This is a genomic window from Mycolicibacterium austroafricanum, from assembly GCF_000612725.1.
Classification (GTDB): Bacteria; Actinomycetota; Actinomycetes; order Mycobacteriales; family Mycobacteriaceae; genus Mycobacterium; species Mycobacterium austroafricanum.
On the sequence record NZ_HG964453.1, the window covers coordinates 1 to 22,401 of the forward strand.

Here is a 22,401-nt window from a genome sequence, read left to right on the forward strand (position 1 = left end):
CAACGCGACAGCCCCAACCCGACCGAGGTGGAGCCAAATCACGTCGTCACACCGGGGCCAATTCAAGTTGACATTGCCAACCGAGCTCGCGCTCACCGACCAAATGGTGCACAGTCTGCTGACCGGAGACTTCCAGGAACTGGAACGGTTGTGGTCACGAACCGCCTTGCTCGGTATGAACCCCGCGGTGCCTCGCGTGTTGGTCAGCATCGGTCGTGACAGACCCGTCGACCGGATGCTGCTCGACCGCATACGGCGTGAGATGCGGTCGCGCATCAGTGGGGGATACTCCACCACCTATGGGGGTGACGTCGTGCTCCTGTGTCCGGTGCCGGAGGTCGAGCAAGAGGCGAAGCTGGTCGGCCAGGTGGAGTCGATCGTCACGGCTTGCCGACCGGAGCGGCTTACCGCAGGGATCGGTCCGGTATGCCGAAAGGCGGACGACTATCCGCTCGGGGTCCGCGAGGCACTGTTCGCCAGACAGGTTGCCGCGCAGAGCAGGACGGGCAAGGCGGTGGTGTCATCGGCGGAGCTGGGCATGTATCGGTTGTTCGCCCATGTGGGGGGCACCGACGCCCTGCTCGGCGCGGTGCTGGAGACCCTCGGACCGTTGTTGGATGCCGATGGCCGCGACGGATCGGATCTGCTCAACACCCTGCACGCTTTCCTGGAGCACGACAGGCGGATTGCCGAAACCGCACGGGCGCTGCATCTGCACGTCAACACCCTGCGGTACCGGGTGGACCGGATTGCCCGGTTACTCAAGACGGACCTGGATGACCCCGAGAAGCGGTTCTTCATTCTGCTGGCACTACGCCTGAGAGGTGTCGTCGGACTCGGACCCAACGACAGCCGGCAAGCCCCTTCTTCCGCTGGCGAAAACGTCCAATGACTCGTTGATCCTTCGTGGCAATCGACCATCACCATGGTGAGTGGTCGCTGCGCAGAATCTTTGGTGACGCCCGTAGAGCCCCGGAAGCGAAGAGCACGAACGGTTGTCGTGCATCGACGGCCCCTTGACCGCTGGGCGGGGACACGCCGCTGAGGACGGAATCGCGTCACCACGCCGTCCGGACCCGCCGCACAGCGATCCGGGTGGACAAGAGGAAGGTGTAGTCGAGTGCCCGAATTCAACGATGGAATTGCCGAAACGCCGTTGCCTGATTCGGCTGTCATCGAGACCGATGTACTGATCGTTGGCAGCGGCCCCGCCGGCGCCTCGGCGGCATTGTTCCTGTCGACGCTCGGGATACCGAACATCATGATCACCAAGTACCGGTGGACAGCCGACACCCCCCGTGCGCACATCACCAATCAGCGGGCGATGGAGATTTTCCGCGACATGGGTATCGAGGATCAGGTGCTCGCCGACGCGACCCGCCACGCACTTGTGGGGGACACCGTGTTCTGCACTTCGATTGCCGGCGAGGAAATCGGACGGATCCACACCTGGGGAACCCGCCCGGATCGTGAAGCCGACTACCGACTGGCCTCACCGTGTGAACTGGTGGACATTCCGCAGACCTATCTGGAACCGATCCTGGTGCGCAACGCCACATCCCGGGGCACCCAGACGCGATTCTCCACCGAGTACGTATCGCACGCCCAGGACACCAGCGGAGTGGATGTACAGGTGCGCGACAGGCTTACCGGCAACCAATACACGATTCGGGCGAAGTATCTGATCGGTGCCGATGGCGCCCGCTCGAAGGTCGCCGCCGATATCGGACTCCCCTTCGAGGGGGCAATGGATATCGCCGGGTCGATGAACATCACGTTCAAGGCCGACATCGCGTCTCATGTCGCGCACCGGCCCTCGGTGCTGTACTGGGTGATCCAGCCGGGTGCCAACGTGGGCGGAATCGGCGCGGGGCTGGTGCGGATGGTGCGCCCCTGGAACGAGTGGTTGATCGTCTGGGGCTATGACATCAACGACGAACCACCGGCACTCGATGAGGACGAAGCGGTCAACATCGTCCGGCAACTGCTCGGCATTTCGGACTTGCCCGTCGAGATAACCGGCGCGAGCCTGTGGGGCAACAACGAGATGTACGCCACCCACCTGCAGCAGGGGCGGGTGTTCTGCGCGGGTGACGCCGTGCACCGGCATCCCCCGAGCAACGGGCTGGGCTCCAACACCTCCATTCAGGACTCCTACAACCTGGCCTGGAAGATTGCCGCGGTACTGCGCGGGCAGGCCGATCCGGCTCTGCTGGAGACCTATTCGGCCGAACGTGCCCCGATAGCCGAGCAGATTGTCAAGCGGGCCAACAAGTCCAGTCGTGAGTACGGCCAGTTCTTCGAAGTGCTCGGGCTGCTCGACGCCAAAGATGAGCAGGAGATGGCCGCGCGCATCGAAGAGCGCAAGGCCGCCACCCCGCGCGGGGCCGCCATGCGCGAGGCGCTGGTAGCGGCGATGGAGCTGAAAAACTACGAGTTCAATGCCCACGGCGTCGACCTCGGCCAGACATACCAGTCCGCTGCGGTGGTCTCCGAGGGCTCAACGTTGCCCATCCCCGCACGCGACCCGGAGTTGTTCTACGAGATGTCAACTGTGCCGGGCTCGCATCTCCCGCACGCTTGGGTCGGGGACAGCAGGACCAAGCTGGCACTGATGGACCTGGCGCCCTACACCGAGTGGACGGTTATCACCGGTATCGCCGGCGAGGCCTGGGCGGGCGCGGCGGACAAGGTCGGCCATGAATTGGGAATTCCCCTGCGGACCGTTGTGATTGGTCCCGGTCGCGAGGTGACCGACCTGTACTACGACTGGGCCAAGCTGCGCGAAGTCGATGAGGATGGGGCACTGCTGGTCCGGCCCGACAAACACATCGCCTGGCGGTCGATGTCCATGCCGGATCAGCCGCACGCCGCGCTTCGCACCGCGATGGCACAGATCCTGGGACGCGGTTGATGGGGTTCGTCCACGAAGGACACCGCCAACGTGTCCGGTTCGCCACTGGGGAGGCAACCGGACAACTCGCCGAAGAGATCACCGCGCTTGGGGTTTCGCGCGTCATGGTGATCGCCGCCGATGAGGAAGCAGACTTGGCCAGAGCGATTGCCGGCGCGCTGCCGGTGGCGGCATGGCACCACGAGGTCGCGATGCACGTGCCGATCGAGGTGGCAGAACGAGCCCGCGCAGTGGCGACGGACCGGCATGCCGACGCGGTGGTCTCGGTGGGTGGCGGGTCTACCACCGGCCTGGCCAAAGCCGTCGCGCTGACCACCGGTGTGCCCATCGTCGCCGTACCGACGACGTACGCCGGCTCTGAGGCCACCAACGTCTGGGGATTGACCGAGGGAGCGAAGAAGACCACCGGTGTGGACGAGCGGGTCCTGCCCCGGGCGATCATCTACGACGCGGCGCTCACCCTCAGCCTGCCCGTCGACATGAGCGTCTCCAGCGGCCTCAACGCACTGGCGCATTGCGTCGATTCACTGTGGGCGCCGAATGCCAACCCGATCAATTCCGCGCTGGCCGAGGCGGGTATCCGCGCACTCAACGCAGGTCTGCCGAAGGTGGCCGCCGACGCGTCGGCGATACCGGGACGCGAGCTGGCCCTTCAGGGTACGTATCTGTCGGCCGCTGCCTTCTCCGCGGCCGGCTCGGGGCTGCACCACAAGATCTGTCATGTGCTGGGCGGCATCTTCAACCTTGCGCACGCCCAGACCCACGCCATAGTCCTACCCCACGTCCTCGCCTTCAACGCATCCAATGCCGAAGAGGCACAGCAGCGCATAGCGCGGGCGTTCGACTCAGAGTCGGCGCAGACCGGACTTGCGAATCTGCGCCGTGCGCTTGATGCGCCGTCGGCGCTACGGGACTACGGAATGCCGGAGAGCGGTCTGGCCGAGGCGGTAGACGCGATCGTCGCGGTCGCGCCGGCGTCGAACCCGACCCCGGTGACACCGGAAGGAATCGCTGCGCTGCTACGTGCGGCGTGGGAAGGAGACGAACCGCAGTGACCATGTCCGATGCCGCGATCGCGGCGGAGCAGGATCGCCGAGAACTCGACCTGATCGACCGGGTGCAGCGATCGTTCGACAACTGCACCGATCCGCGACTCAAGGAGTTGATGTACGCGTTAGTGGAGCACTTGCATGCGTTCCTGCGCGAGACCCGGCTCACTGAGGAGGAATGGACTCGGGCGATCGAGTTCCTCACCGCGGTAGGCCGCATCACCGACGACAAGCGTCAGGAATTCATCCTGCTGTCGGACGTGCTCGGGGTATCCATGCAGACCATCGCCATCAACAATGCCGCGTACAAGAACGCCACCGAAGCGACCGTGTTCGGACCGTTCTTCGCCGAGGGCAGCCCGGAGGTGGCGATGGGCGGCGACATCTCCGGTGGCGCGGCCGGCGAACCCTGCTGGGTACACGGTTCAGTCACCGACACCAGCGGCAACCCGGTCGCCAATGCCCTGATCGAGGTTTGGGAAGCCGACGCGGAGGGGTTTTACGACGTGCAGTACGGGGACGGCCGCACCGCGGCACGCGCCCATCTGTACACCGGCGCCGACGGCACGTACTGCTTCTGGGCCATAACGCCTACGCCCTACCCTATCCCGCACGACGGACCGGTCGGAGAAATGCTTGAAGCGGTCGGCCGGTCGCCGATGCGCGCCTCACACCTGCACTTCATGGTTACCGCGCCGGGCCTCCGGAGGCTGGTCACCCACATCTTCGTGCGCGGTGACGAGTACCTGGGCAGCGACACGGTGTTCGGTGTCAAGGACAGCCTGGTCAAGGATTTTCAGCGACCTTCGACAACGTCTGCACCCGGTGGCCGCAGTATCGACGGCCCCTGGTCGGCAGTCCAATTCGACATCGTGCTGGCGCCGGCGGAAGCGTGACGGGTGAGCTTCACCACGATCCATGAGTCTGCTGATGACGCAGTCGCAGAGATCGGCGACGGGGCGACCCTTCTCATCGGCGGATTCGGTCTGGCCGGAATGCCTTTCGACCTCATCGATGCGTTAGTCCGGCAAGGCTCCCGCGACCTGACAGTAGTGTCCAATAACGCCGGCAACGGAGAGGTCGGGATCGCAGCGCTGCTCAAAGCGGAGAGGGTGCGGAAGATCGTCTGCTCGTTTCCCAGGCAGTCCGACTCGTTTGTGTTCGACGAGCTCTACCGAACGGGGCGCGTGGAGCTCGAGCTCGTCCCGCAGGGCAACCTCGCCGAACGAATTCGGGCCGCCGGTGCGGGTATCGGCGCGTTCTTCTGTCCCACTGGCGTGGGCACACCACTGGCCGAGGGCAAGGAGAGCCGCAAGATCGGTGATCGAACCTACCTCTTGGAGTATCCGATCTCCGGGGACTTTGCACTGATCGCCGCCGATACGGCCGATAGCGCCGGAAACCTCGTATACCGCAAGACCGCACGCAACTTCGGACCTGTAATGGCCACTGCGGCAACAACCACCATCGCTCAGGCCCGGCACATTGTGTGTTCCGGGCAACTCGATCCGGAAGCGGTGGTCACCCCCGGCATCTATGTCGACGACCTGGTGCAGATACCAGGGCCCAGGTCGCCGATCGGCGGGGCGGCTTCGTGACCGCCGCGCACGAGGTGGTGCAACGCACGGACCGCCCACCCCTGTCAATGGACGAACTGGCGATCCTGATCGCCAAGGACATTGCCCCGGGTTCATATGTCAACTTGGGAATCGGCCACCCTACGAAAATCGCCGAGCACCTTCCCGCGGATTCAGGGGTGGTGTTGCACACCGAGAACGGCATGTTGGGCATGGGGCCGGCAGCCATCGGAGTGGCCGTCGACCCCGACCTGACCAACGCCGGGAAGGAGCCGGTCACCGAACTCCCTGGGGCAGCTTACTTCCACCATGCGGACTCCTTCGCGATGATGCGCGGTGGACACCTCGACGTGTGCGTGCTCGGTGCCTACCAGGTCTCCGATTCCGGTGATCTCGCCAACTGGCACACCGGGCAACCGGACGCCATCCCTGCGGTGGGCGGGGCGATGGACCTTGCGATCGGCGCGAAGAGCGTCTTCGTGATGATGTCGATGTTCACCAAGGCTGGTGTCCCAAAAGTGGTCCCGGCATGCAGCTATCCGCTTACCGGTGTGGCCTGTGTCAGCCGGATCTACACCGATCACGCGGTACTCGATGTCCACCCGAGCGGAATACAGGTCAGGCGAACATTCGGTATTTCGCTGGCGGAGTTGAAGAACCGGCTCGGTGATTGCCGAATCGATGCATGGACCGGACCCTGACCACTCACAAGGCCCCTCAGGTTCGTGCCGCAGGGTGGAACGCGAGCTGAGATGGTCTGGGAGCACAGCGCCTATCGTCAAGCGGGTGATTGCGATCACACAACTCGGGCGCAGTCCCCGCATATCACCCGAGCGCGCAACAGGAACCCCCGTTGCGAAAACCCCGATTCCGGAGGTGGGCATCGTGCTGACCCGGTCGTTGCAGGGCCTGGGCGGGCTCTTCGCCATGTCGGTCGACACGATGATGTTGTTGTCGCGCCGGCCTTTTGCCTGGCAGGAGTTCCTGCGTCAATCGTGGTTCGTCGCACGCGTGTCGTTGCTGCCGACGCTGTTACTGGCCATCCCGTTTTCGGTCCTACTGGTGTTCACGTTCAACATTCTGCTCACCGAGTTCGGGGCAGCTGACTTCTCTGGGACGGGCGCGGCGTACGGCGCTGTCACTCAGATCGGCCCGATCGTGACGGTTCTCGTGGTCGCCGGCGCCGGCGCCACCGCCATGTGCGCAGACCTCGGAGCGCGCACAATCCGGGATGAGATCGACGCGATGCGGGTGATGGGCATCAATCCGCTACAGGCACTCGTCCTTCCTCGCGTGCTCGCGGCGTCTTTCGTGGCGGTGATGCTGTCCTCGGCTGTGATCCTGGTGAGCCTGGTCGGTAGCTACGTGTTCGGTGTCTTCATCCAGAACGTGACACCCGGCGCCTTTGCGGCCGGCATGACCTTGCTGACCGGGGTCGGCGACGTTGTGGTCGCGTTGATCAAGGCGGCGATGTTCGGCCTCTGCGCAGGTCTTATCGCCTGCTATAAGGGCTTGTCGGTAGGTGGTGGGCCGGCCGGTGTCGGCCTCGCCGTCAACGAAACAGTCGTATTCACCTTCATGGCGCTGTTCGGCATCAACATCGTCACGTCTGCGGTAGCAATCGAGGTGCTCAGTTGAGCGCGGTGAGCCCCCCGCTTCGGTTGCAGCGCAGACTGTCTCAGTGGGCGGCCGGGTTGGACCGGCTCGGCCTGCAAACGTTGTTCTATGGCCATACGCTGCGCTCCACCGGCGACGCGGCCATTCACTACCGCGCGGAGATTCTGAGACAGATCGCGCAGATGGGCTTCGGTGTCGGCGCCTTGGCGGTGATCGGCGGTACCGTCGTCATCGTCAGCTTTCTCACTGTTTCGGTGGGAGCCCTGGTCGCGGTCATCGGCTTCAATCAGTTGTCACAGGTCGGGGTCGAAGCTCTGACCGGATTCATCTCGGCCTTCTTCAACGTGCGATTGATCGGACCGCTGATCGCGGGCATAGCCCTGGCTGCCACCATCGGCGCCGGGACAACAGCGCAGCTCGGCGCAATGCGGATCAACGAAGAGATCGACGCCCTTGAGGTGATGGGGGTGCGATCAGTCTCCTATCTGGCCTCGACCCGGTTGATCGCTGGAACTCTCGTGGTCGTCCCGCTGTACTGCGTTGCGCTGATCAGTGCGTTCGTCGCCGCGAAGGTGGGCACCACGGTGTTCTACGGCCAGTCAGTCGGCGTCTATGAGCACTACTTCTATACCTTCCTCAACCCCGACAGCGTGGTCTGGTCTTTTTTGCTTGCCGTGACCATGGCAGTGGTCATCATGCTCGTGCACACCTACTACGGTTTCAACGCGGCCGGGGGACCAGCCGGGGTCGGCCAGGCAGTCGGTCAGTCGGTACGAGCCTCACTCGTCGCGGCGACGGTGATGACGATGTTTGTCTCCCTGGCCTTGTACGGCCAGACCGGCGACTTCAACTTCTCGGGTTAGCCGATGAATCACTACCAAGGACATCGCAAGGTCCGCCCGGCATGGTGGAGCCTGGCCCTGTGTGCCGCACTCGCTCTGATCATCTTCATCTGTTGGTCGCTGTTCGCGGGCACATTCCGCAGCTATGTGCCGGTGACACTGACCTCGGAGCGGTCCGGACTGGTCATGGAACCGGGCGCCAAGGTCAAGCTGCGCGGCGTAGAGGTGGGACGTGTCGGCGACATCAGACACGGTGCCCAAGCCGCGAGTCTGCAGCTGCAGATCTTCCCGGACCAGATCAGCCACATCCCGGCCAACGTGGAAGCTCAGGTGCGTGCCACCACGATATTCGGCGCCAAGTACGTCGATCTGGTATACCCCGAACAGCCCAGTGGCCAGCGCCTCGCCGCCGGCGCTGAGCTCGTCTCGCGCAACGTCAGCATCGAGGTCAACACGGTGTTCGACAACCTTGTGCACCTGCTCGAGCACATCGACCCGGCGAAACTCAACGCGGTGCTCAACGCGTGGGCGGAGGCTGTCCGCGGCCGCGGCGAGCGCATCGGCGAAGCCATCACCGCCTCGAATCAGGTTCTGGCGTCGGTCAACCCGCTGATGCCGACAGTCCAGCGGGATTGGCAGTCCCTGCAGGGTTTCGCCGACACCTATGCAGAGGCCGCGCCCGACATCCTGGACATCCTCCAAGGAGCCAGCACCACCAGCGCCACGATCACCAGCCACGCCGACGATCTGGACCGACTGTTGCTGAGCACAATGGGTTTCAGCCAAACCGGCACGGACTTGCTGAGCAGCACCCGGGACAGCTTCCCGGAAGCGGTCAACATACTCGCTCCGACTACCGCGCTGCTGTTGAAGTATTCGCCCGAGTACACCTGCCTGTTGCAGGGAGCAAAGCTGGCGCTGGACCGCGGCTGGTACGACGCAGCGGGTGGCAACGGCAAGTCGATCGTGCTTGACGCCGGTCTGACCTGGGCAACCGATCCGTACCGATACCCCGACCATCTGCCGAAGGTCGCGGCCACCGGTGGTGCCGACGGCAAGCCCGGCTGCGGCTCATTACCTGATGTGTCGAAGAACTGGCCGGTGCGTCACCTGGTCACCGACACGGGCTACGGCACCGGATTGGACCTGCGGCCCAACCCGGGTATCGCACACCCATGGTGGGGGAACTTCCTGCCGGTCACCCGCGCTGTGCCCGAGCCGCCGAGCCTACGGGGCATGGGTCCGCCGGCGATCGGTCCGGTGCCGTATCCCGGATCGCCACCATATGGCGGATCCCTGTACGGGCCGGACGGTCTTCCGTTATGGGCAGCTCCTCCACCCGGCATGCCACCGCCCCCAGTGCCGGGTGTACCCAACCCACCTCCGCCCTACGGGACCGGCATTCCGCCACAGTCGCACCCGGCGCCGAACCCGTGACCGCCCAACGCAATCGAGAGGACTGGGCTGATGAGAAGTGACCTGCCGGGCGTGGCGGCACGTCTCGGGCTGTTCACCATGGCATGCGCGGCCGGGACTTTCGCGCTGATCATGATCTTCGCGCAGCTGCGGTTCGCTCCTTCGAACCACTACGACGCACAGTTCGTGAACGTGAGCGGGCTGAAGGCGGGCGAGTTCGTGCGCATCGCCGGGGTGGAAGTGGGCAAGGTGAAACGCATCGCGGTGAACGAGGACGGGACCGCCACCGTGACGTTCGGCGCTGACGATTCGGTGCTGTTGACCGAAGGTACACGCGCGCTGATCCGCTACGACAACCTCATCGGCGACCGGTATCTGGAGTTGCAGGAGGGCGCCGGTGCAGTGCAGGCACTGGAACCCGGTGGCACCATCCCAGTCGCGCGCACCCAGCCAGCCCTCGACCTCGACGCCTTGGTGGGCGGATTCCGGCCATTGTTCAAAGCCTTGGATCCAACCCAGGTCAATGCCTTGAGCGCGCAACTGGTCCAGGCTTTCCAAGGGCAGGGGACCACCATAAACTCGTTCCTGGCCCAAACCGCCGAGATGACCGCCGCCCTGGCCGACCGGGATGCGCTCATCGGAGAAGTGATCACCAACCTCAACACCGTCCTCGGATCGCTTGCCGACGAGAGCGACAACTTCGATGAAGCGGTCACCTCACTGTCGCAACTGGTCGAAGGCCTGGCGGCACGCAAGACCGACATCGGAGAGTCGGTATCGCACTCGAACGCTGCGGCCGCGTCGATCACCGATCTACTGGCCGATATCAGACCGCCGTTCGCTGAGACGGTGGCCCAGTCCGACCGGATGAACAGCGTCGTTCTGTCTGATCATGAGTACGTCGACGACCTGCTTGCGACCCTGCCCGACGCCTACCGGGTGCTCGGAAGACAAGGCATCTACGGCGACTTCTTCGCCTTCTACCTCTGCGATCTCGTATTGAAAGTCAACGGCAAGGGCGGCCAGCCGGTGTATGTCAAAGTGGCTGGGCAGGATTCAGGACGGTGCGCGCCACGATGAAACCTCTACAGGAGCGGAACCTGGCAGTCATCGGCGCGATCGGGGTCGGCGTCACAGCCGGAGTCGTGTTGGCGGCGCTACAGTATGACAAGCTTCCCGTCTTCTCCGGCGGAGAGCGGTACTCCGCGTACTTCACCGAAGCCAGCGGTCTGCAACCCGGCGCCGACGTACAGGTCGCCGGACACAAGGTCGGGAAAGTCTCCGATATCAACCTTGACGGCGGTCGCGTTCTGGTGAACTTCGAGATCGGGGAGAACATCGCCATCGGCGACCGTAGCGAGGCGGCGATCAAGACAAACAGCCTTCTCGGTCTGAAGGTGCTCGAAGTGACTCCCCGCGGTGCAGATTCACTCGCCCAACCGATCCCCATAGACCGCACAACCCCGGCCTACCAGTTACCGGATGCACTGGGGGACCTGTCGTCGACCATCAGCAATCTCAACACGACGTCCCTGAACGACTCACTCGCCACGCTGGCGGCCGAGTTCGCCGACACCCCAGATGATCTGAAGAATGCAGTGGAGGGCGTCATGCGCTTCTCAGCCACGCTGAACAGCCGCGATCAGCAGCTGCGGGACCTGCTCGCCAACGCGCGCAGCGCCAGCACCGTGCTGGCTGACCGGACCGATCAGGTCGTCACGCTCATTGAGCACTCCGCCGCGTTGTTGGCGCAACTACGAGTGGAACGCGAAGCGCTCGATGACATCTCCGGAAACATCTCGGATCTAACCGAACAACTGTCTGCCCTCATCGACGAGCACCGCACTTCGCTGCGTCCTGCGCTGGAAAAGCTCAGCGGCGTCATGGCGTTGATCGACAATCGCCGGGACAAGGTGCAGGAATCCCTCAAACTGCTCCATCCGTTCATGCTGTCGCTCGGCGAAAGCGTTTCCGCAGGACCCTTCTTCAAGCCCTACATCACCAATCTGCTTCCCGGACAGTTCATCCAGCCTTTCATCGAAGCAGCGTTTTCTGACCTGGGCCTCGATCCCAACGTTCTGTTGCCCTCGCAACTCAGTGACCCTCAGACCGGTCAGCCGGCCACACCGGCGCTACCCGTGCCCTATCCGCGCACCGGCCAGGCGGGGGACCCGCACTTGACCTTGCCCGACGCGATCACCGGAAACCCCGGAGATCAGCGCTACCCGTACCGGGAGCCGCGCCCTGCGCCGAGTCCCGGAGGGCCGCCGCCAGGACCGCCGGCCGGCACCACGCCAGCCGGGAGCGCTCCGGCACCACCACAGTCGCCCGAACCAGGGAGTCCCATTGAGACCGGGGGGCCAACATGAGCCGAGTCGAAAAACTGAGATTGCCCATCGCGCTGGTCCTTGTTGCGGTGCTCGCGGTAGCAATCGGCTTCGTGTCCGTGCGATCCTGGAGCTCATCGTCGCAAACCCAGTTGGTGGCCTACTTCGACAGCAGCACGGGAATCTATCCCGGTGACGATGTGCTGATCCTCGGGGTCAAGGTCGGCGAGATCGAATCGATCGAGCCGGAGCCGCATCAGGTGGGGATCACATTCAATGTCGCGGACGAATATCAGATACCGGCAGGTGTTCACGCAGCCATAATTTCCCCGCAGCTGGTCACGGCTCGGGCGATCCAGCTCACGCCGGCCTACACCGAAGGGCCCACGATCGGCAACGACGCGACGATCCCGCTGGAACGGACCGCTGTGCCGGTCGAGTACGACGATCTGCGGGTGCAACTTCAAAAGCTCAGCGACAGCATGCAACCGTCAGGCTCAGGCCAGCTCAGCCCGGTGGGCGAGTTCATCAATACCGCGGCAAAGAACCTGCGGGGCCAAGGCGATCAGATGCGCAAGGCTGTCATCGAACTCTCACAGGCGATGTCGGCCTTCGGCGATCACAGTGATGACGTGTTCGGCACCGTAGAAGACCTCTCAGTGCTGGTCTCGGCATTGCAGTCGAGCACCGTACTGATGCGTGAACTCAATTCAAACCTCGCAGGGGTCACGGAGGTGCTGTCCAATGACCCCGGCGAGGTCGGGCAGGCGATCGCCGCCATCGACGCGGTCTCGACCGACATCACGAACTTCGTGGCCGAGCATCGAGAGCCGCTCGGCACCGCCACCGAGAAGTTCAGTTCGATTTCCACCGCCCTGGTGGAAAGCACCGACGACATCAAGCAGATCCTGCATCTGGCACCGAACGTGTTGTCCAACTACAACAACATGTACTACCCCGCGCTCGGGGGTGCAGCGTCTGCACTGGCCGTCAACAACTTCGCCAACCCGATCGAGTTCATCTGCGGTGGGGTGCAGGCGGCGTCCCGGCTCGGTGCCGAGCAGGCAGCGAAGCTGTGCGTGCAGTATCTGGCGCCAATCCTGAAGAACCGTCAGTACAACTTCCCGCCGATCGGCACCACGATCAGTCCTGCGCTGATCCCCGTCACCGGGGCGAAAGCGCGCCCGAACGAAATCACCTACAGCGACGACCGGATGCGGCCGGACTACCACGCGCCAGCGGCGGCCGATCCCAACACCGTCCCTGCAGCACCACCAGAGCAATCCGAGCCGCCGATCAGTACCGACCCCGCTGCGGGCTTGCAGGGGCTGATGGTTCCCGCCGGAGGTGGACGGTGAAGCGCATCCTGCAGCTGGGCGCCGCGATGGTCGCGGCCGTGATGGTCACGTGCGTGGCCGGCTGTGAGTGGCGCGGGTTGAACTCGCTGCCATTGCCCGGCACCGCGGGCGGTGGATCCGGGGCGTACACCGTGACCGCACAGCTGCCCGATGTGAGCAACATCGAACCCAACTCCCGGGTCCGCGTCGGTGACGTCACCGTCGGCAACGTCGTCAAGATCGAGCGACAGGGTTGGCACGCGTTGGCCACCATCAAGCTCGATGGTGACATTGAGCTGCCGGCCAACACCCATGCGGCCGTGGGCCAAACCAGCCTGTTCGGGACCTTGCACGTCGAGTTGTTCTCGCCGATCGACGCAGCGCCGGTCGGACGGCTGCGCGAAGGATCGCTGATCCCGCTGTCCAATACCCGGTCGTACCCGACGACCGAACAGACCCTGGCATCGCTGTCATTCCTGCTCAACGGCGGAGGAATCGGCCAGATGCAGGACATCACAGCGGCATTCAGCACTGCATTGAACGGCCGCGAAGACGACCTGCGCGGATTCAACGAACAGGTCGGCATGTTCATGGAAAGCCTCAACATGCAGCGCGATGACATCATTGCCGCGACCGAGAGCCTCAACCGTCTCGTCAGCCGATTCGGTGAGCGGCAGGAAACGTTAGATGCGGCGCTACGCACGATCCCGAAAGCGCTCACAGTGCTCAAGGATCAACGCGAGAACATGGTGGAAGCACTCGTCGAGTTCGGTCGGCTCAGCGCTCTCACCACCGAAACCCTGGAGAAGAGCGAGGAGAACCTCGTCAGGGAGGTCAGCGACCTCGGCCCGGTCTTCGCCGCGTTGGCCGCCGCCGGACCGTCTCTCACCCGGTCGGCGAGCCTGTTGACGACGATCTGGCCCAAGGAGAACCTGACCAAGTGGTTCCGGGGTGACTACGGCAACCTCACGATGGTCCTCGACCTGACGTTGAACCGATTGGATGCCGGGCTGCTTACCGGCACCCGGTGGGAAGGAGACCTTACCGCCCTCGAACTGCAATGGGGCCGGACCATCGGACAACTGCCGAGCCCGTACACCGCTGGCAACCCGCTGCTTGCGCCATATCACCACGAGCAAGGTCGGTAAATGCATCTCAGTCGACGGATCCGGATCCAACTTGCGTTGTTCATGGCCGTGACGCTCGGCGCGTTCGGGGTCCTGGGCTTCGGGTACCTGAACGCTCCGGCGACCTGGCTCGGGGTAGGCCGCTACACCGTGATCGTCGAACTACCCGACGCCGCAGGTCTCTACGCGACAGGCAACGTTTCCTATCGCGGCACCAATGTCGGCCGGGTCACCGATGTACGGCTCGGCGCTTCGGGTGTCGAGGCGGTGTTGTCGCTGCGCACCGACGTGCCGATTCCCTCAGACCTCGACGCTGCCGTTCACAGTGTCACCGCCATCGGTGAGCAGTACGTGGCGCTGACACCGCGGGCTGCTGCACCTCCGCTTCGCGACGGCGACGTCATCCCCCGCGATCGGGCTTCGGTGCCACCGGACGTCAACACGCTGTTGGAAAGCACCAACCGGGCCTTCGAGGCGATACCGGACCAGAACCTGTCGGTACTCGTCGACGAAAGCTACCGTGCATTCGGTGGTTTGGGGCCAGAGCTGGCGCGTATCGTCGAGGGCTCGACGCGTCTGGCCGTCGACGCGCGCAAGAACCTCGAACCGTTGGTCGCTCTCATCGAAGGGACGGCGCCGGTGCTGGATACTCAGGTCGACACCAGCGCGGCCATCCAGGACTGGTCGTCCCAGATGGCCGAAATCGCCGGTCAGTTCCGGGATCGCGACGAAGAGCTGGCCGGCGTGCTGGAAAAGGTCGGCCCCAGCTTCGATGAATTGCAGACGCTCTTCCAACGTTTTCAGCCGACGCTGCCGGTGCTGATGGCGAATCTGGTTACGGTGGGCCAGGTCGCGGTGGCCTATCAGCCCGCGTTGGAGCAGCTACTCGTGTTGCTCCCGCCGTTCGTCGAAGGCGCCCAGGGCGGCACCATGGCCAACGGCGACACCAAGGACGGCTACCGTGGCCTGTATCAGAGTGTGGCGCTCAACATCAATCTTCCGCCGCCCTGCGTCACCGGGTTCCTGCCGCCGCAACAGCGGCGCAATCCGACACTGGTGGACTACCCCGACCGTCCCGAGGGGGACCTGTACTGCCGTACACCCCAGGATTCACCGTTCAACGTGCGGGGAGCGAAGAACTATCCCTGCCTCACCGTGCCGGGCAAGCGCGCGCCCTCGGTGAAAATGTGTGAATCCGATCAGCAGTACGTTCCGCTGAACGACGGCTACAACTGGAAGGGCGACCCGAACGCCACGATGTCCGGACAGGATGTACCCCAGGTGCATCACGCGACCCCTGACCAGGCGGAATCACCAGAGCTTCCGCTGCCGCGGTTACCCATCGCCGAGTACGACCCGGCGACCGGCACCTACCTCGCGCCCGACGGGCGGGAGTACACGCAATCGAACCTGGCCGAGACGGGCCCGGCCGAGAAGAGCTGGCAGTCCATGCTGACACCGCCCGGAACCTGAGTGAAATCGCCGGAACTGCAAGTGATTCGCCGTTCCGGCGTGCGGTTTCCACGCGGTGGAACTTGTGGCATCCGCGCAAGGCCTACATGGACCAGAGTCGAAGTCATGCACGTCTCTGATCCTATTGCGCAGGAAAACCAGCGGCCTTCCGCGGGTTTGGCCGACGGGCCTGGCCGGGCGGCCAAACGTCTGATGGATGCCGCGGCACAACGGAAGCCTTGTGCGCCTGTCCGTGACATCCTCGGCGAGTCCGACATCGCTCTGGCCTACGAGGCCCAAGAGGCGATCGTCAACGATCGGATCCACGGTGGCGGGGTCGTCACCGGCCGCAAGATCGGTCTGACGGCCCCGGCCGTTCAGCAGCAACTCGGGGTCAACCAACCCGATTTCGGAGTGTTGTTCGCCGACATGGATGTCTCGTCGATGACGCGCGTACCCGCGCACCTGCTCCTGCAGCCGAAAGTCGAAGCCGAAATCGCATTCGGACTGTCACGCGACCTGGACATCCCTGACATCGACATGCCGACTTTGCGGGACTCGGTGGCATGGGCGGCGGCGGCGCTGGAGATCGTCGACAGCCGAATCGCCAACTGGGACATCCGCATCACCGATACCGTCGCGGACAACGCGTCCAGTGGTCTCTACGTACTGTCCGGTTCCCGGATCCCGTTGCAGAACTTCGTTCCCAGAGAAGTCACGATGCGCATGTTCATCGACGGTGAGCCCGTGTCGGAAGGGACCGGCGCTGCATGTCTGGGTGACCCACTCGAGGCTCTACTGTGGCTGGCCCGGACGGCCCGGCAGTATGGACGTCCACTCCGGGGCGGACAGGTCGTCCTATCGGGTGCGCTCGGGGCGATGGTTCCGGTCGCGCCCGGGTCAAAGGTGACTGCCGAAATCAGTTCTCTCGGAGAGGTTTCCGCCTGGCTCGGCCATCGAGATGAGCTGCAGCCGTGAGGAAGGTGGCGATAATCGGCTCGGGGAACATCGGAACCGACCTGATGATCAAGGTGCTCCGGGTGTCGGACTTGCTTGAGGTGGCGGCGATGGTGGGTATCGACCCTGACTCAGACGGTCTGGCTCGCGCGCGTCGCCTGAAGGTGCAGACCACTCACGAGGGAGTCGAGGGGCTACTCGCGCTCGACGAATTCGACGAGATCGACATCGTTTTCGATGCGACCTCGGCCGGGGCCCACATCAAGAACGCCGAAACGCTTAGGAAATTCGGCAAGTATCTCGTGGATCTGACGCCGGCCGCTATCGGGCCGTTCGTGGTGCCCGCAGTTAACCTCACCGACCAGTTGAACCGCAATGTCGACAACGTCAATATGGTGACTTGTGGCGGGCAAGCGACTATCCCCATTGTTGCGGCGGTGTCGCAGGTGACGCCGGTGGCCTACGCAGAGATAGTTGCCTCGATATCATCCAAATCAGCCGGGCCGGGAACGCGGGCTAACATCGACGAGTTCACCGAAACCACAGCGCAAGCCATCGAGAGCGTTGGTGGCGCCGCGCGGGGCAAGGCCATCATCATCCTCAATCCCGCCGATCCTCCGGTCATCATGCGAGATACCGTTCTCTGCCTCACCGGCGATGTTGATCAGGACGCCGTTCGCGACTCGGTCAGCACCATGGTCGAAGAGGTATCCCGCTACGTCCCGGGCTACCACCTCAAACAGGAGGTCCAATTCGACCGAGTGTCCGCCGCCGACGTCCGGACACTGCTGCCGGCGGGTGTGGGAACAGTCAGCACGCAGATCTCGGTTTTCCTCGAGGTAGAAGGTGCAGCTCACTATCTGCCCGCCTACGCGGGCAATCTTGACATCATGACCTCGGCCGCCTTGCGGGTCGGGGAAGGAATCGCAGAGCGGCTGAACCATGCCGAGGCCCCGAGAAGGAGTCGCGCATGACCACGACGGTATACGTCCAGGACGTGACGCTGCGCGACGGTATGCACGCGATCCGGCACCGCATCAGCCCACGCAATGTCGCTCGGATAGCGGCAGCGCTAGACCGTGCGGGTGTGGATGCGATCGAGGTTGCCCACGGCGACGGACTGGCGGGCAGCTCGCTAAGCTACGGTCCAGGTAGCCACACCGATTGGGAGTGGATCGACGCGGTCGCGGGCGCGGTGACAAACGCCACCGTTACCACCCTGCTGTTGCCGGGCATCGGTACGGTGGCCCAACTGGACGAAGCGTACCGGCGCGGCGTTCGGTCGGTGCGTGTCGCGACCCACTGCACGGAGGCCGATATTGCCGCGCAGCACATCGCGCACGCGCGCGAGCTCGGCATGGATGTGAGCGGATTCCTCATGATGAGCCATATGGCCCAGCCTGCCGACCTGGCCGCTCAGGCCAAGCTCATGGAGTCCTTCGGCGCCCAGTCCGTGTATGTCACAGACTCCGGCGGCCGCCTGACAATGCACGATGTCCGCGATCGGGTTCTCGCCTACCGCGATGTGCTGGCGCCGTCGACGCAGATCGGTATCCACGCGCATGAGAATCTGTCGCTTGCGGTGGCCAACAGCGTGGCGGCGGTGGAGGCAGGGGCTACCCGGGTCGACGCCTCGCTGGCCGGTCAGGGCGCCGGTGCGGGAAACTGTCCGATCGAGCCGTTCGTTGCGGTGGCCGACCTGTTCGGCTGGAAGCATGGCTGCGACCTGTTCGCTTTGCAGGATGCCGCCGACGACATCGTCCGGCCGCTGCGGGATCGACCCGTCAGAGTCGATCGGGAAACCCTGACCCTCGGGTTCGCGGGAGTGTATTCGAGCTTCCTGCGACATGCGGAGGACGCATCCGCCCGCTACGGGGTCGACACCCGAGCCATTCTCGTTGAGGTCGGTCGTCGCGGCTTGATCGGCGGACAAGAGGACATGATCGTCGATATAGCACTGAGTCTCTCGGCTGGAGTCCCGTGACTCTGCGTCCGCCGGATCCTTGGCGCAGCTACGTCAAGCCGTCACAAAAAATGTATCGAACAATCCACTAAGACGCCGACCCGCCGCCAGATCCGTACGGGCGGGTGAGGATCTCCAGGTAGTGGCCGCCGGGATCCTGGAAGTACACGCCCCGGCCGCCGTCGTTGTGGTTGATCTCGCCCGGGTGCGCGCTTCGGGGATCGGCCCAGTGCTGCAGCCCCCACTCGCGGATGCGCCCGTAGATCGCGTCGAACTCGTCCTCGGAGACCAGAAACGCGTAGTGCTGGGGGTGGATGTCCTCGTCCTCGCCCACCTCGGCGTAGTCGAGGCTCACCGGATTGTCCGATCCGACGGACACCACCAGGAAGGGCCCGAACGGTTTCGGACTCGGCAGGTCGAACAACTCGGTCAGGAAGTTGGCGGACGCTGTCTTGTCTCGCGCGGCGACGATCGTGTGGTTGAGGGTGATGGCCATCGCAGTCCAGGATAGAACCGCCGGCGGCCCGGTTCCAGCGTCAACGGTGCGTCGGTCGTGATACGAACAGCAGGTGAGCTTCGACGTCCGGGACCTGTCCGTGCCGGTGCTCGTCGCCCCGATGGCAGGCGGACCCTCGACGCCCGAGCTTGCGGCGGCGGGCACGAACGCCGGCGGTCTGGGCTTCGTCGCCGCCGGCTACCTGACGGCCGACGCGTTCGCTGAACGCGTGCGGGCCGCGCAACAGCTGACCACCGGGCCGCTTGGGGTGAATCTCTTTGTGCCGCAACCCAGTGCCGGCACTCCTGCGGCGGTCGCGGCCTATGCGGAGAGGTTGGCGGAGGAGGCGCGACGTTACGGCACCGAGCTCGGCGCCCCCCGGTTCGACGACGACCACTGGAACGCCAAGCTCGAGGTGGTGCTGGACCTGAGGCCCGCGCTGGCGTCGTTCACGTTCGGGCTGCCCACCGTCGAGGAGCGGCGCCGTCTCAGCGCGGCCGGAATCGCCACGGCGGCAACGGTGACCACGCCGGCCGAAGCGCGGCTGGCCGCCGACTGCGGCGTCGACATCCTGGTGGCACAGGGCCCGTCGGCGGGCGGGCACCGCGGGACCTTCGACCCGACCGCGACGCCCTCCGGGCAGCCACTGGACGAACTGCTGGCCGCGGTCACGGCCGACCACGCGATCCCCGTCGTCGCGGCGGGCGGCTTGATGACCGCCACCGATATCCGCCGGGTCCGGCAGGCCGGCGCGGTCGCCGCGCAGCTCGGCACCGCGTTCCTGCTGTCCTACGAGGCGGGCAGCAGCCCGGTGCATCGGGCCGCGCTGATCGACCCGCAGTTCACCGAAACGGCTGTCACGAAAGCGTTTTCCGGACGGTACGCGCGGGGACTGCGCAACCGGTTCATCGTCGAGCACGAAGCGGAGGCGCCGTTCGGTTACCCCGAGGTGCATTACCTGACCAGCCCGCTTCGGGCCGCGGCGGTACGGGCCGGCGATCCGCAGGCGGTCAACATCTGGGCCGGCAGCGGGTTCCGGCAGGCCGGCGGCGGTTCGGTACGCGACATCATGGACACGTTGATCGGTCGAGACTGATGATCGCGCTGACCCGGCGGCAGTTCACGTTCGGACTCGGCGCAGTGGCGGCCACGCCGCTGCTCACCTCGTGCGGCGGTGGGGGCGACACGACGCGTGGGCACGTGGTGGTGGTCGGTGCGGGAATGTCCGGGCTGGCCGCCGCGCGACGCCTGACCGACGCCGGTGTGCCCGTGACGGTGGTGGAGGCCCGCTCCCGTATCGGCGGACGCACCTGGACGGACACCTCGCTGGGGCTGCCGGTCGACTTGGGGGCGGCCTGGATTCACGGTTCGCAGGGCAACCCGCTGACCGGCCTGGCTGCGCAGGCCGGCGCCCGCACGGTGGAGACGAACTTCGATGACGTGGTTGTCCTGGACGGCGGGAGGGTGGTCGATCCTGCTGCGGTCGAGGAGGTTTCGCGCGACTGGGTGGGTGTCCTCGACGAGATCGAACCGATGACCGCCGACGCCGGCCCCGATGCGTCACTGGCCGATGGACTGGTGCGGACGGGCGCCGATCTCGACGATCCACTGATGCAGTGGATGGTGTCCGCCGCGATCGGCGCCGAGTACGCGGCCGATCCCGAGGAGTTGGCGCTGCGCTGGTTCGGGCGCGAAGGAGAGTTCGACGGCCCCGATCTGATCCTGCCGGGCGGCTACCGGCAACTGATCGACCTTCTGGCACGGGATCTGGACATCCGGCTCGACGCCGAGGTCACCCGCATCGCGTACGACGACGCAGGCGTCACCGTCGAGACCGCGCAGGAGGTGTTGCGGGCAGACAGGGTGATCGTCACCGTGCCGCTCGGCGTGCTCAAGGCCGACGTCATCGTGTTCGATCCGCCACTGCCGCAAGCCAAGCGCGCCGCCGTCGAACGGCTCGGGTTCGGGCTGCTCGACAAGGTGGTGCTGGTCTTCGACGAACCGTTCTGGACCGAGGCGTACGACATTCACTCGGACATGCTGGGGATCGCCGGCGGGGCTCAGCCGGTCTCCGATCTGGTCAACGGGTTGCGGTTCACCGACGTCCCCCTGCTCGTGGGCTTGCGCGGCGGGGCGAACGCCCGCGCCCGCGAAGCGGATTCAGATCAGCAGACCGTTGGCGAGGTGTTGGCTGCGCTGCGGGCCCCCGACCCGGTGGGCGTCCTCGTCACGCGGTGGGCCGCCGACCCGTACGCCCGCGGGTCCTACAGCTTCCTGGCCGTGGGCTCGAGTCCCGCTGATCAACAGGCGCTCGCCGAACCGGTGGCGGACCGGGTCGCTTTCGCCGGTGAGGCCACCCATCCCGAGTTCTTCGCCACGGTGCACGGCGCCTATCTGAGCGGACTGCGGGAGGCCGACCGCATCCTGCGCTAGCGCTGCTCCTCGACGACCACGTCGCCGGTCTCGGTCCGGGCGGTGACCACCGCCGCAGCGCTGCCCCGATCACGGGTCTGGGGCACCCGCACCACCGTCGTGCCGTGCTCCATGCCTGTCGTCGCGTCGACGAAGTACGGCCCCGGCGGCGGCAGTGAGATGACGACGTCGCCGTGTTCGGTCTCGGCGTCCACCGTCTTGGGGGCCTCGGAGAAGTCCACGTTGACGTCGCCGGTGGTGGTGGTCGCCCGGAACGAATCCGACACCGCGATCGGCTCCCGGGTGGTGATATCGCCGTGCTCGTTGGTGATTTCGATCCGGCGTGCCGAGCCGCTGAGGAAGACGGCCCCGTCGACGGTCCGCGCGTACAACTGGTCGATGTCTGCCTGGGCGAACACGACGCCGGTTTCCTGCTGGGTGGTCACGGTCAGCCGGCGGGCGAGTTCGGGGGGCAGCACCAGGGTGATCTCGCCGGCCCGTCCCCACTGCAGGAATTCCGAGGGCTCGGCGTCGATCGTCACCCGGGCCGTGGTGCCGTCCGCGGTGACCGCCAACGGGTCTGAGCCCGCGCGGGTGGAGTTGACCATGCGCATGTCCACCCGCGGATCACGGGCGGCCCGGTCGGTGGTGATGCGCACCGCCGCCGGGACGGAGCCGGTGTCGATGACCACCGAAGTCAGCGTGCGCGGCAGCGGCATGGAGTCCTTGACGACCCGGAATGTGCTGACCCCCAACGCCGCGGTGGTCAGTGCCGCCACGGTGCCGAGCACCAGGGCTGTGGCGGCGAGGATCAGCAGGACGCGGACGGCGGTGCGGCCGCCGGGGGACAGTGGCGGCGGTGGGGTTGCGGGGGCCGGCGGTGGGGCTGCGGCTGTCACAGAGGAGGTCATGGGA

General features: G+C 65.2%; 21 protein-coding genes. 19 read left to right on the forward strand and 2 right to left on the reverse strand.

Annotated elements, in window-relative coordinates; genetic code table 11:
- Positions 1-103: 103 nt before the first annotated feature.
- The 17 genes from BN976_RS13870 (at position 104) to dmpG (ending at position 18,599) form a co-directional block, all read left to right on the forward strand.
- Complete coding sequence (locus BN976_RS13870) at positions 104-892, forward strand: PucR family transcriptional regulator (RefSeq protein ID WP_051558431.1); 789 nt, start codon at positions 104-106, stop codon at positions 890-892.
- A gap of 228 nt (positions 893-1,120) precedes the next feature.
- On the forward strand, positions 1,121-2,914 hold the full coding sequence (locus tag BN976_RS13875) for an FAD-dependent oxidoreductase (protein ID WP_036371496.1): 1,794 nt from the start codon (positions 1,121-1,123) through the stop codon (positions 2,912-2,914).
- Positions 2,914-3,969, forward strand: coding sequence for a maleylacetate reductase (locus tag BN976_RS13880; RefSeq protein WP_036371498.1), 1,056 nt, complete (start codon positions 2,914-2,916; stop codon positions 3,967-3,969). The genes BN976_RS13875 and BN976_RS13880 overlap by 1 nt, the downstream gene beginning before the upstream one ends.
- 2 nt (positions 3,970-3,971) lie before the next feature.
- Positions 3,972-4,859 (forward strand): hydroxyquinol 1,2-dioxygenase, encoded by an 888-nt coding sequence (locus BN976_RS13885; protein ID WP_036371499.1) that lies wholly within the window; start codon positions 3,972-3,974, stop codon positions 4,857-4,859.
- A 3-nt stretch (positions 4,860-4,862) separates the two neighbouring features.
- Complete coding sequence (locus BN976_RS13890; protein ID WP_036371501.1) at positions 4,863-5,561, forward strand: 3-oxoacid CoA-transferase subunit A; 699 nt, start codon at positions 4,863-4,865, stop codon at positions 5,559-5,561.
- Between the two features lie 47 nt (positions 5,562-5,608).
- Complete coding sequence (locus tag BN976_RS13895) at positions 5,609-6,241, forward strand: 3-oxoacid CoA-transferase subunit B (RefSeq protein WP_199558960.1); 633 nt, start codon at positions 5,609-5,611, stop codon at positions 6,239-6,241.
- Positions 6,242-6,467: 226 nt separating this feature from the next.
- The gene (locus BN976_RS13900; RefSeq protein WP_051558453.1) at positions 6,468-7,178 is read left to right on the forward strand and encodes an MlaE family ABC transporter permease; all 711 of its coding nucleotides are present in this window, start codon (positions 6,468-6,470) and stop codon (positions 7,176-7,178) included.
- Positions 7,175-8,020: an MlaE family ABC transporter permease gene (locus tag BN976_RS13905; protein ID WP_036371505.1), complete on the forward strand. Its 846-nt coding sequence runs from the start codon at positions 7,175-7,177 to the stop codon at positions 8,018-8,020. The genes BN976_RS13900 and BN976_RS13905 overlap by 4 nt, the downstream gene beginning before the upstream one ends.
- Positions 8,021-8,023: 3 nt before the next feature.
- Positions 8,024-9,436, forward strand: a complete 1,413-nt coding sequence (locus BN976_RS13910) for an MCE family protein (protein ID WP_011781553.1) — start codon at positions 8,024-8,026, stop codon at positions 9,434-9,436.
- A 30-nt stretch (positions 9,437-9,466) separates the two neighbouring features.
- Positions 9,467-10,495: an MCE family protein gene (locus BN976_RS13915; protein WP_011781552.1), complete on the forward strand. Its 1,029-nt coding sequence runs from the start codon at positions 9,467-9,469 to the stop codon at positions 10,493-10,495.
- Positions 10,492-11,784 carry an MCE family protein gene (locus tag BN976_RS13920; RefSeq protein ID WP_011781551.1) on the forward strand — a complete coding sequence of 431 codons (1,293 nt, stop codon included), beginning with the start codon at positions 10,492-10,494 and terminating at the stop codon, positions 11,782-11,784. Before BN976_RS13915 ends, BN976_RS13920 begins: the two co-directional genes overlap by 4 nt.
- Positions 11,781-13,100, forward strand: a complete 1,320-nt coding sequence (locus BN976_RS13925; protein ID WP_011781550.1) for an MCE family protein — start codon at positions 11,781-11,783, stop codon at positions 13,098-13,100. The genes BN976_RS13920 and BN976_RS13925 overlap by 4 nt, the downstream gene beginning before the upstream one ends.
- Positions 13,097-14,227, forward strand: a complete 1,131-nt coding sequence (locus tag BN976_RS13930; protein ID WP_011781549.1) for an MCE family protein — start codon at positions 13,097-13,099, stop codon at positions 14,225-14,227. The genes BN976_RS13925 and BN976_RS13930 overlap by 4 nt, the downstream gene beginning before the upstream one ends.
- Positions 14,228-15,679, forward strand: a complete 1,452-nt coding sequence (locus BN976_RS13935) for an MCE family protein (protein WP_011781548.1) — start codon at positions 14,228-14,230, stop codon at positions 15,677-15,679.
- Positions 15,680-15,784: 105 nt separating this feature from the next.
- Positions 15,785-16,636: a 2-keto-4-pentenoate hydratase gene (locus BN976_RS13940; RefSeq protein ID WP_199558949.1), complete on the forward strand. Its 852-nt coding sequence runs from the start codon at positions 15,785-15,787 to the stop codon at positions 16,634-16,636.
- Positions 16,637-16,680: 44 nt separating this feature from the next.
- On the forward strand, positions 16,681-17,589 hold the full coding sequence (locus BN976_RS13945; protein WP_049778253.1) for an acetaldehyde dehydrogenase (acetylating): 909 nt from the start codon (positions 16,681-16,683) through the stop codon (positions 17,587-17,589).
- The gene (gene dmpG / locus BN976_RS13950; RefSeq protein ID WP_011781545.1) at positions 17,586-18,599 is read left to right on the forward strand and encodes a 4-hydroxy-2-oxovalerate aldolase; all 1,014 of its coding nucleotides are present in this window, start codon (positions 17,586-17,588) and stop codon (positions 18,597-18,599) included. Before BN976_RS13945 ends, dmpG begins: the two co-directional genes overlap by 4 nt.
- A 67-nt stretch (positions 18,600-18,666) precedes the next feature.
- Here the strand turns inward: dmpG and BN976_RS13955 are convergent, their stop codons facing one another.
- Complete coding sequence (locus tag BN976_RS13955) at positions 18,667-19,074, reverse strand: VOC family protein (protein ID WP_036371509.1); 408 nt, start codon at positions 19,072-19,074, stop codon at positions 18,667-18,669.
- 73 nt (positions 19,075-19,147) lie between these two features.
- Between BN976_RS13955 and BN976_RS13960 the strand changes: the two genes are divergently transcribed.
- Both BN976_RS13960 and BN976_RS13965 read left to right on the forward strand, forming a co-directional pair.
- Complete coding sequence (locus BN976_RS13960) at positions 19,148-20,170, forward strand: nitronate monooxygenase (RefSeq protein WP_036371511.1); 1,023 nt, start codon at positions 19,148-19,150, stop codon at positions 20,168-20,170.
- Positions 20,170-21,507 carry a flavin monoamine oxidase family protein gene (locus BN976_RS13965; protein ID WP_036371514.1) on the forward strand — a complete coding sequence of 446 codons (1,338 nt, stop codon included), beginning with the start codon at positions 20,170-20,172 and terminating at the stop codon, positions 21,505-21,507. The genes BN976_RS13960 and BN976_RS13965 overlap by 1 nt, the downstream gene beginning before the upstream one ends.
- Here the strand turns inward: BN976_RS13965 and BN976_RS13970 are convergent.
- Positions 21,504-22,397, reverse strand: coding sequence for a DUF4097 family beta strand repeat-containing protein (locus BN976_RS13970; protein WP_036371516.1), 894 nt, complete (start codon positions 22,395-22,397; stop codon positions 21,504-21,506). The genes BN976_RS13965 and BN976_RS13970 overlap by 4 nt on opposite strands.
- Positions 22,398-22,401 lie beyond the last annotated feature (4 nt).

Coding starts and splice junctions, on each gene's coding strand:
- BN976_RS13870 (WP_051558431.1), top strand. CDS start 104: ATGGTGCACAGTCTGCTGACCGGAGACTTCCAGGAACTGGAACGGTTG.
- BN976_RS13880 (WP_036371498.1), top strand. CDS start 2,914: ATGGGGTTCGTCCACGAAGGACACCGCCAACGTGTCCGGTTCGCCACT.
- BN976_RS13885 (WP_036371499.1), top strand. CDS start 3,972: ATGTCCGATGCCGCGATCGCGGCGGAGCAGGATCGCCGAGAACTCGAC.
- BN976_RS13895 (WP_199558960.1), top strand. CDS start 5,609: ATGGACGAACTGGCGATCCTGATCGCCAAGGACATTGCCCCGGGTTCA.
- BN976_RS13900 (WP_051558453.1), top strand. CDS start 6,468: ATGTCGGTCGACACGATGATGTTGTTGTCGCGCCGGCCTTTTGCCTGG.
- BN976_RS13910 (WP_011781553.1), top strand. CDS start 8,024: ATGAATCACTACCAAGGACATCGCAAGGTCCGCCCGGCATGGTGGAGC.
- BN976_RS13915 (WP_011781552.1), top strand. CDS start 9,467: ATGAGAAGTGACCTGCCGGGCGTGGCGGCACGTCTCGGGCTGTTCACC.
- BN976_RS13920 (WP_011781551.1), top strand. CDS start 10,492: ATGAAACCTCTACAGGAGCGGAACCTGGCAGTCATCGGCGCGATCGGG.
- BN976_RS13925 (WP_011781550.1), top strand. CDS start 11,781: ATGAGCCGAGTCGAAAAACTGAGATTGCCCATCGCGCTGGTCCTTGTT.
- BN976_RS13935 (WP_011781548.1), top strand. CDS start 14,228: ATGCATCTCAGTCGACGGATCCGGATCCAACTTGCGTTGTTCATGGCC.
- BN976_RS13940 (WP_199558949.1), top strand. CDS start 15,785: ATGCACGTCTCTGATCCTATTGCGCAGGAAAACCAGCGGCCTTCCGCG.
- BN976_RS13945 (WP_049778253.1), top strand. CDS start 16,681: ATGATCAAGGTGCTCCGGGTGTCGGACTTGCTTGAGGTGGCGGCGATG.
- dmpG (WP_011781545.1), top strand. CDS start 17,586: ATGACCACGACGGTATACGTCCAGGACGTGACGCTGCGCGACGGTATG.
- BN976_RS13955 (WP_036371509.1), bottom strand. CDS start 19,074: ATGGCCATCACCCTCAACCACACGATCGTCGCCGCGCGAGACAAGACA.
- BN976_RS13965 (WP_036371514.1), top strand. CDS start 20,170: ATGATCGCGCTGACCCGGCGGCAGTTCACGTTCGGACTCGGCGCAGTG.
- BN976_RS13970 (WP_036371516.1), bottom strand. CDS start 22,397: ATGACCTCCTCTGTGACAGCCGCAGCCCCACCGCCGGCCCCCGCAACC.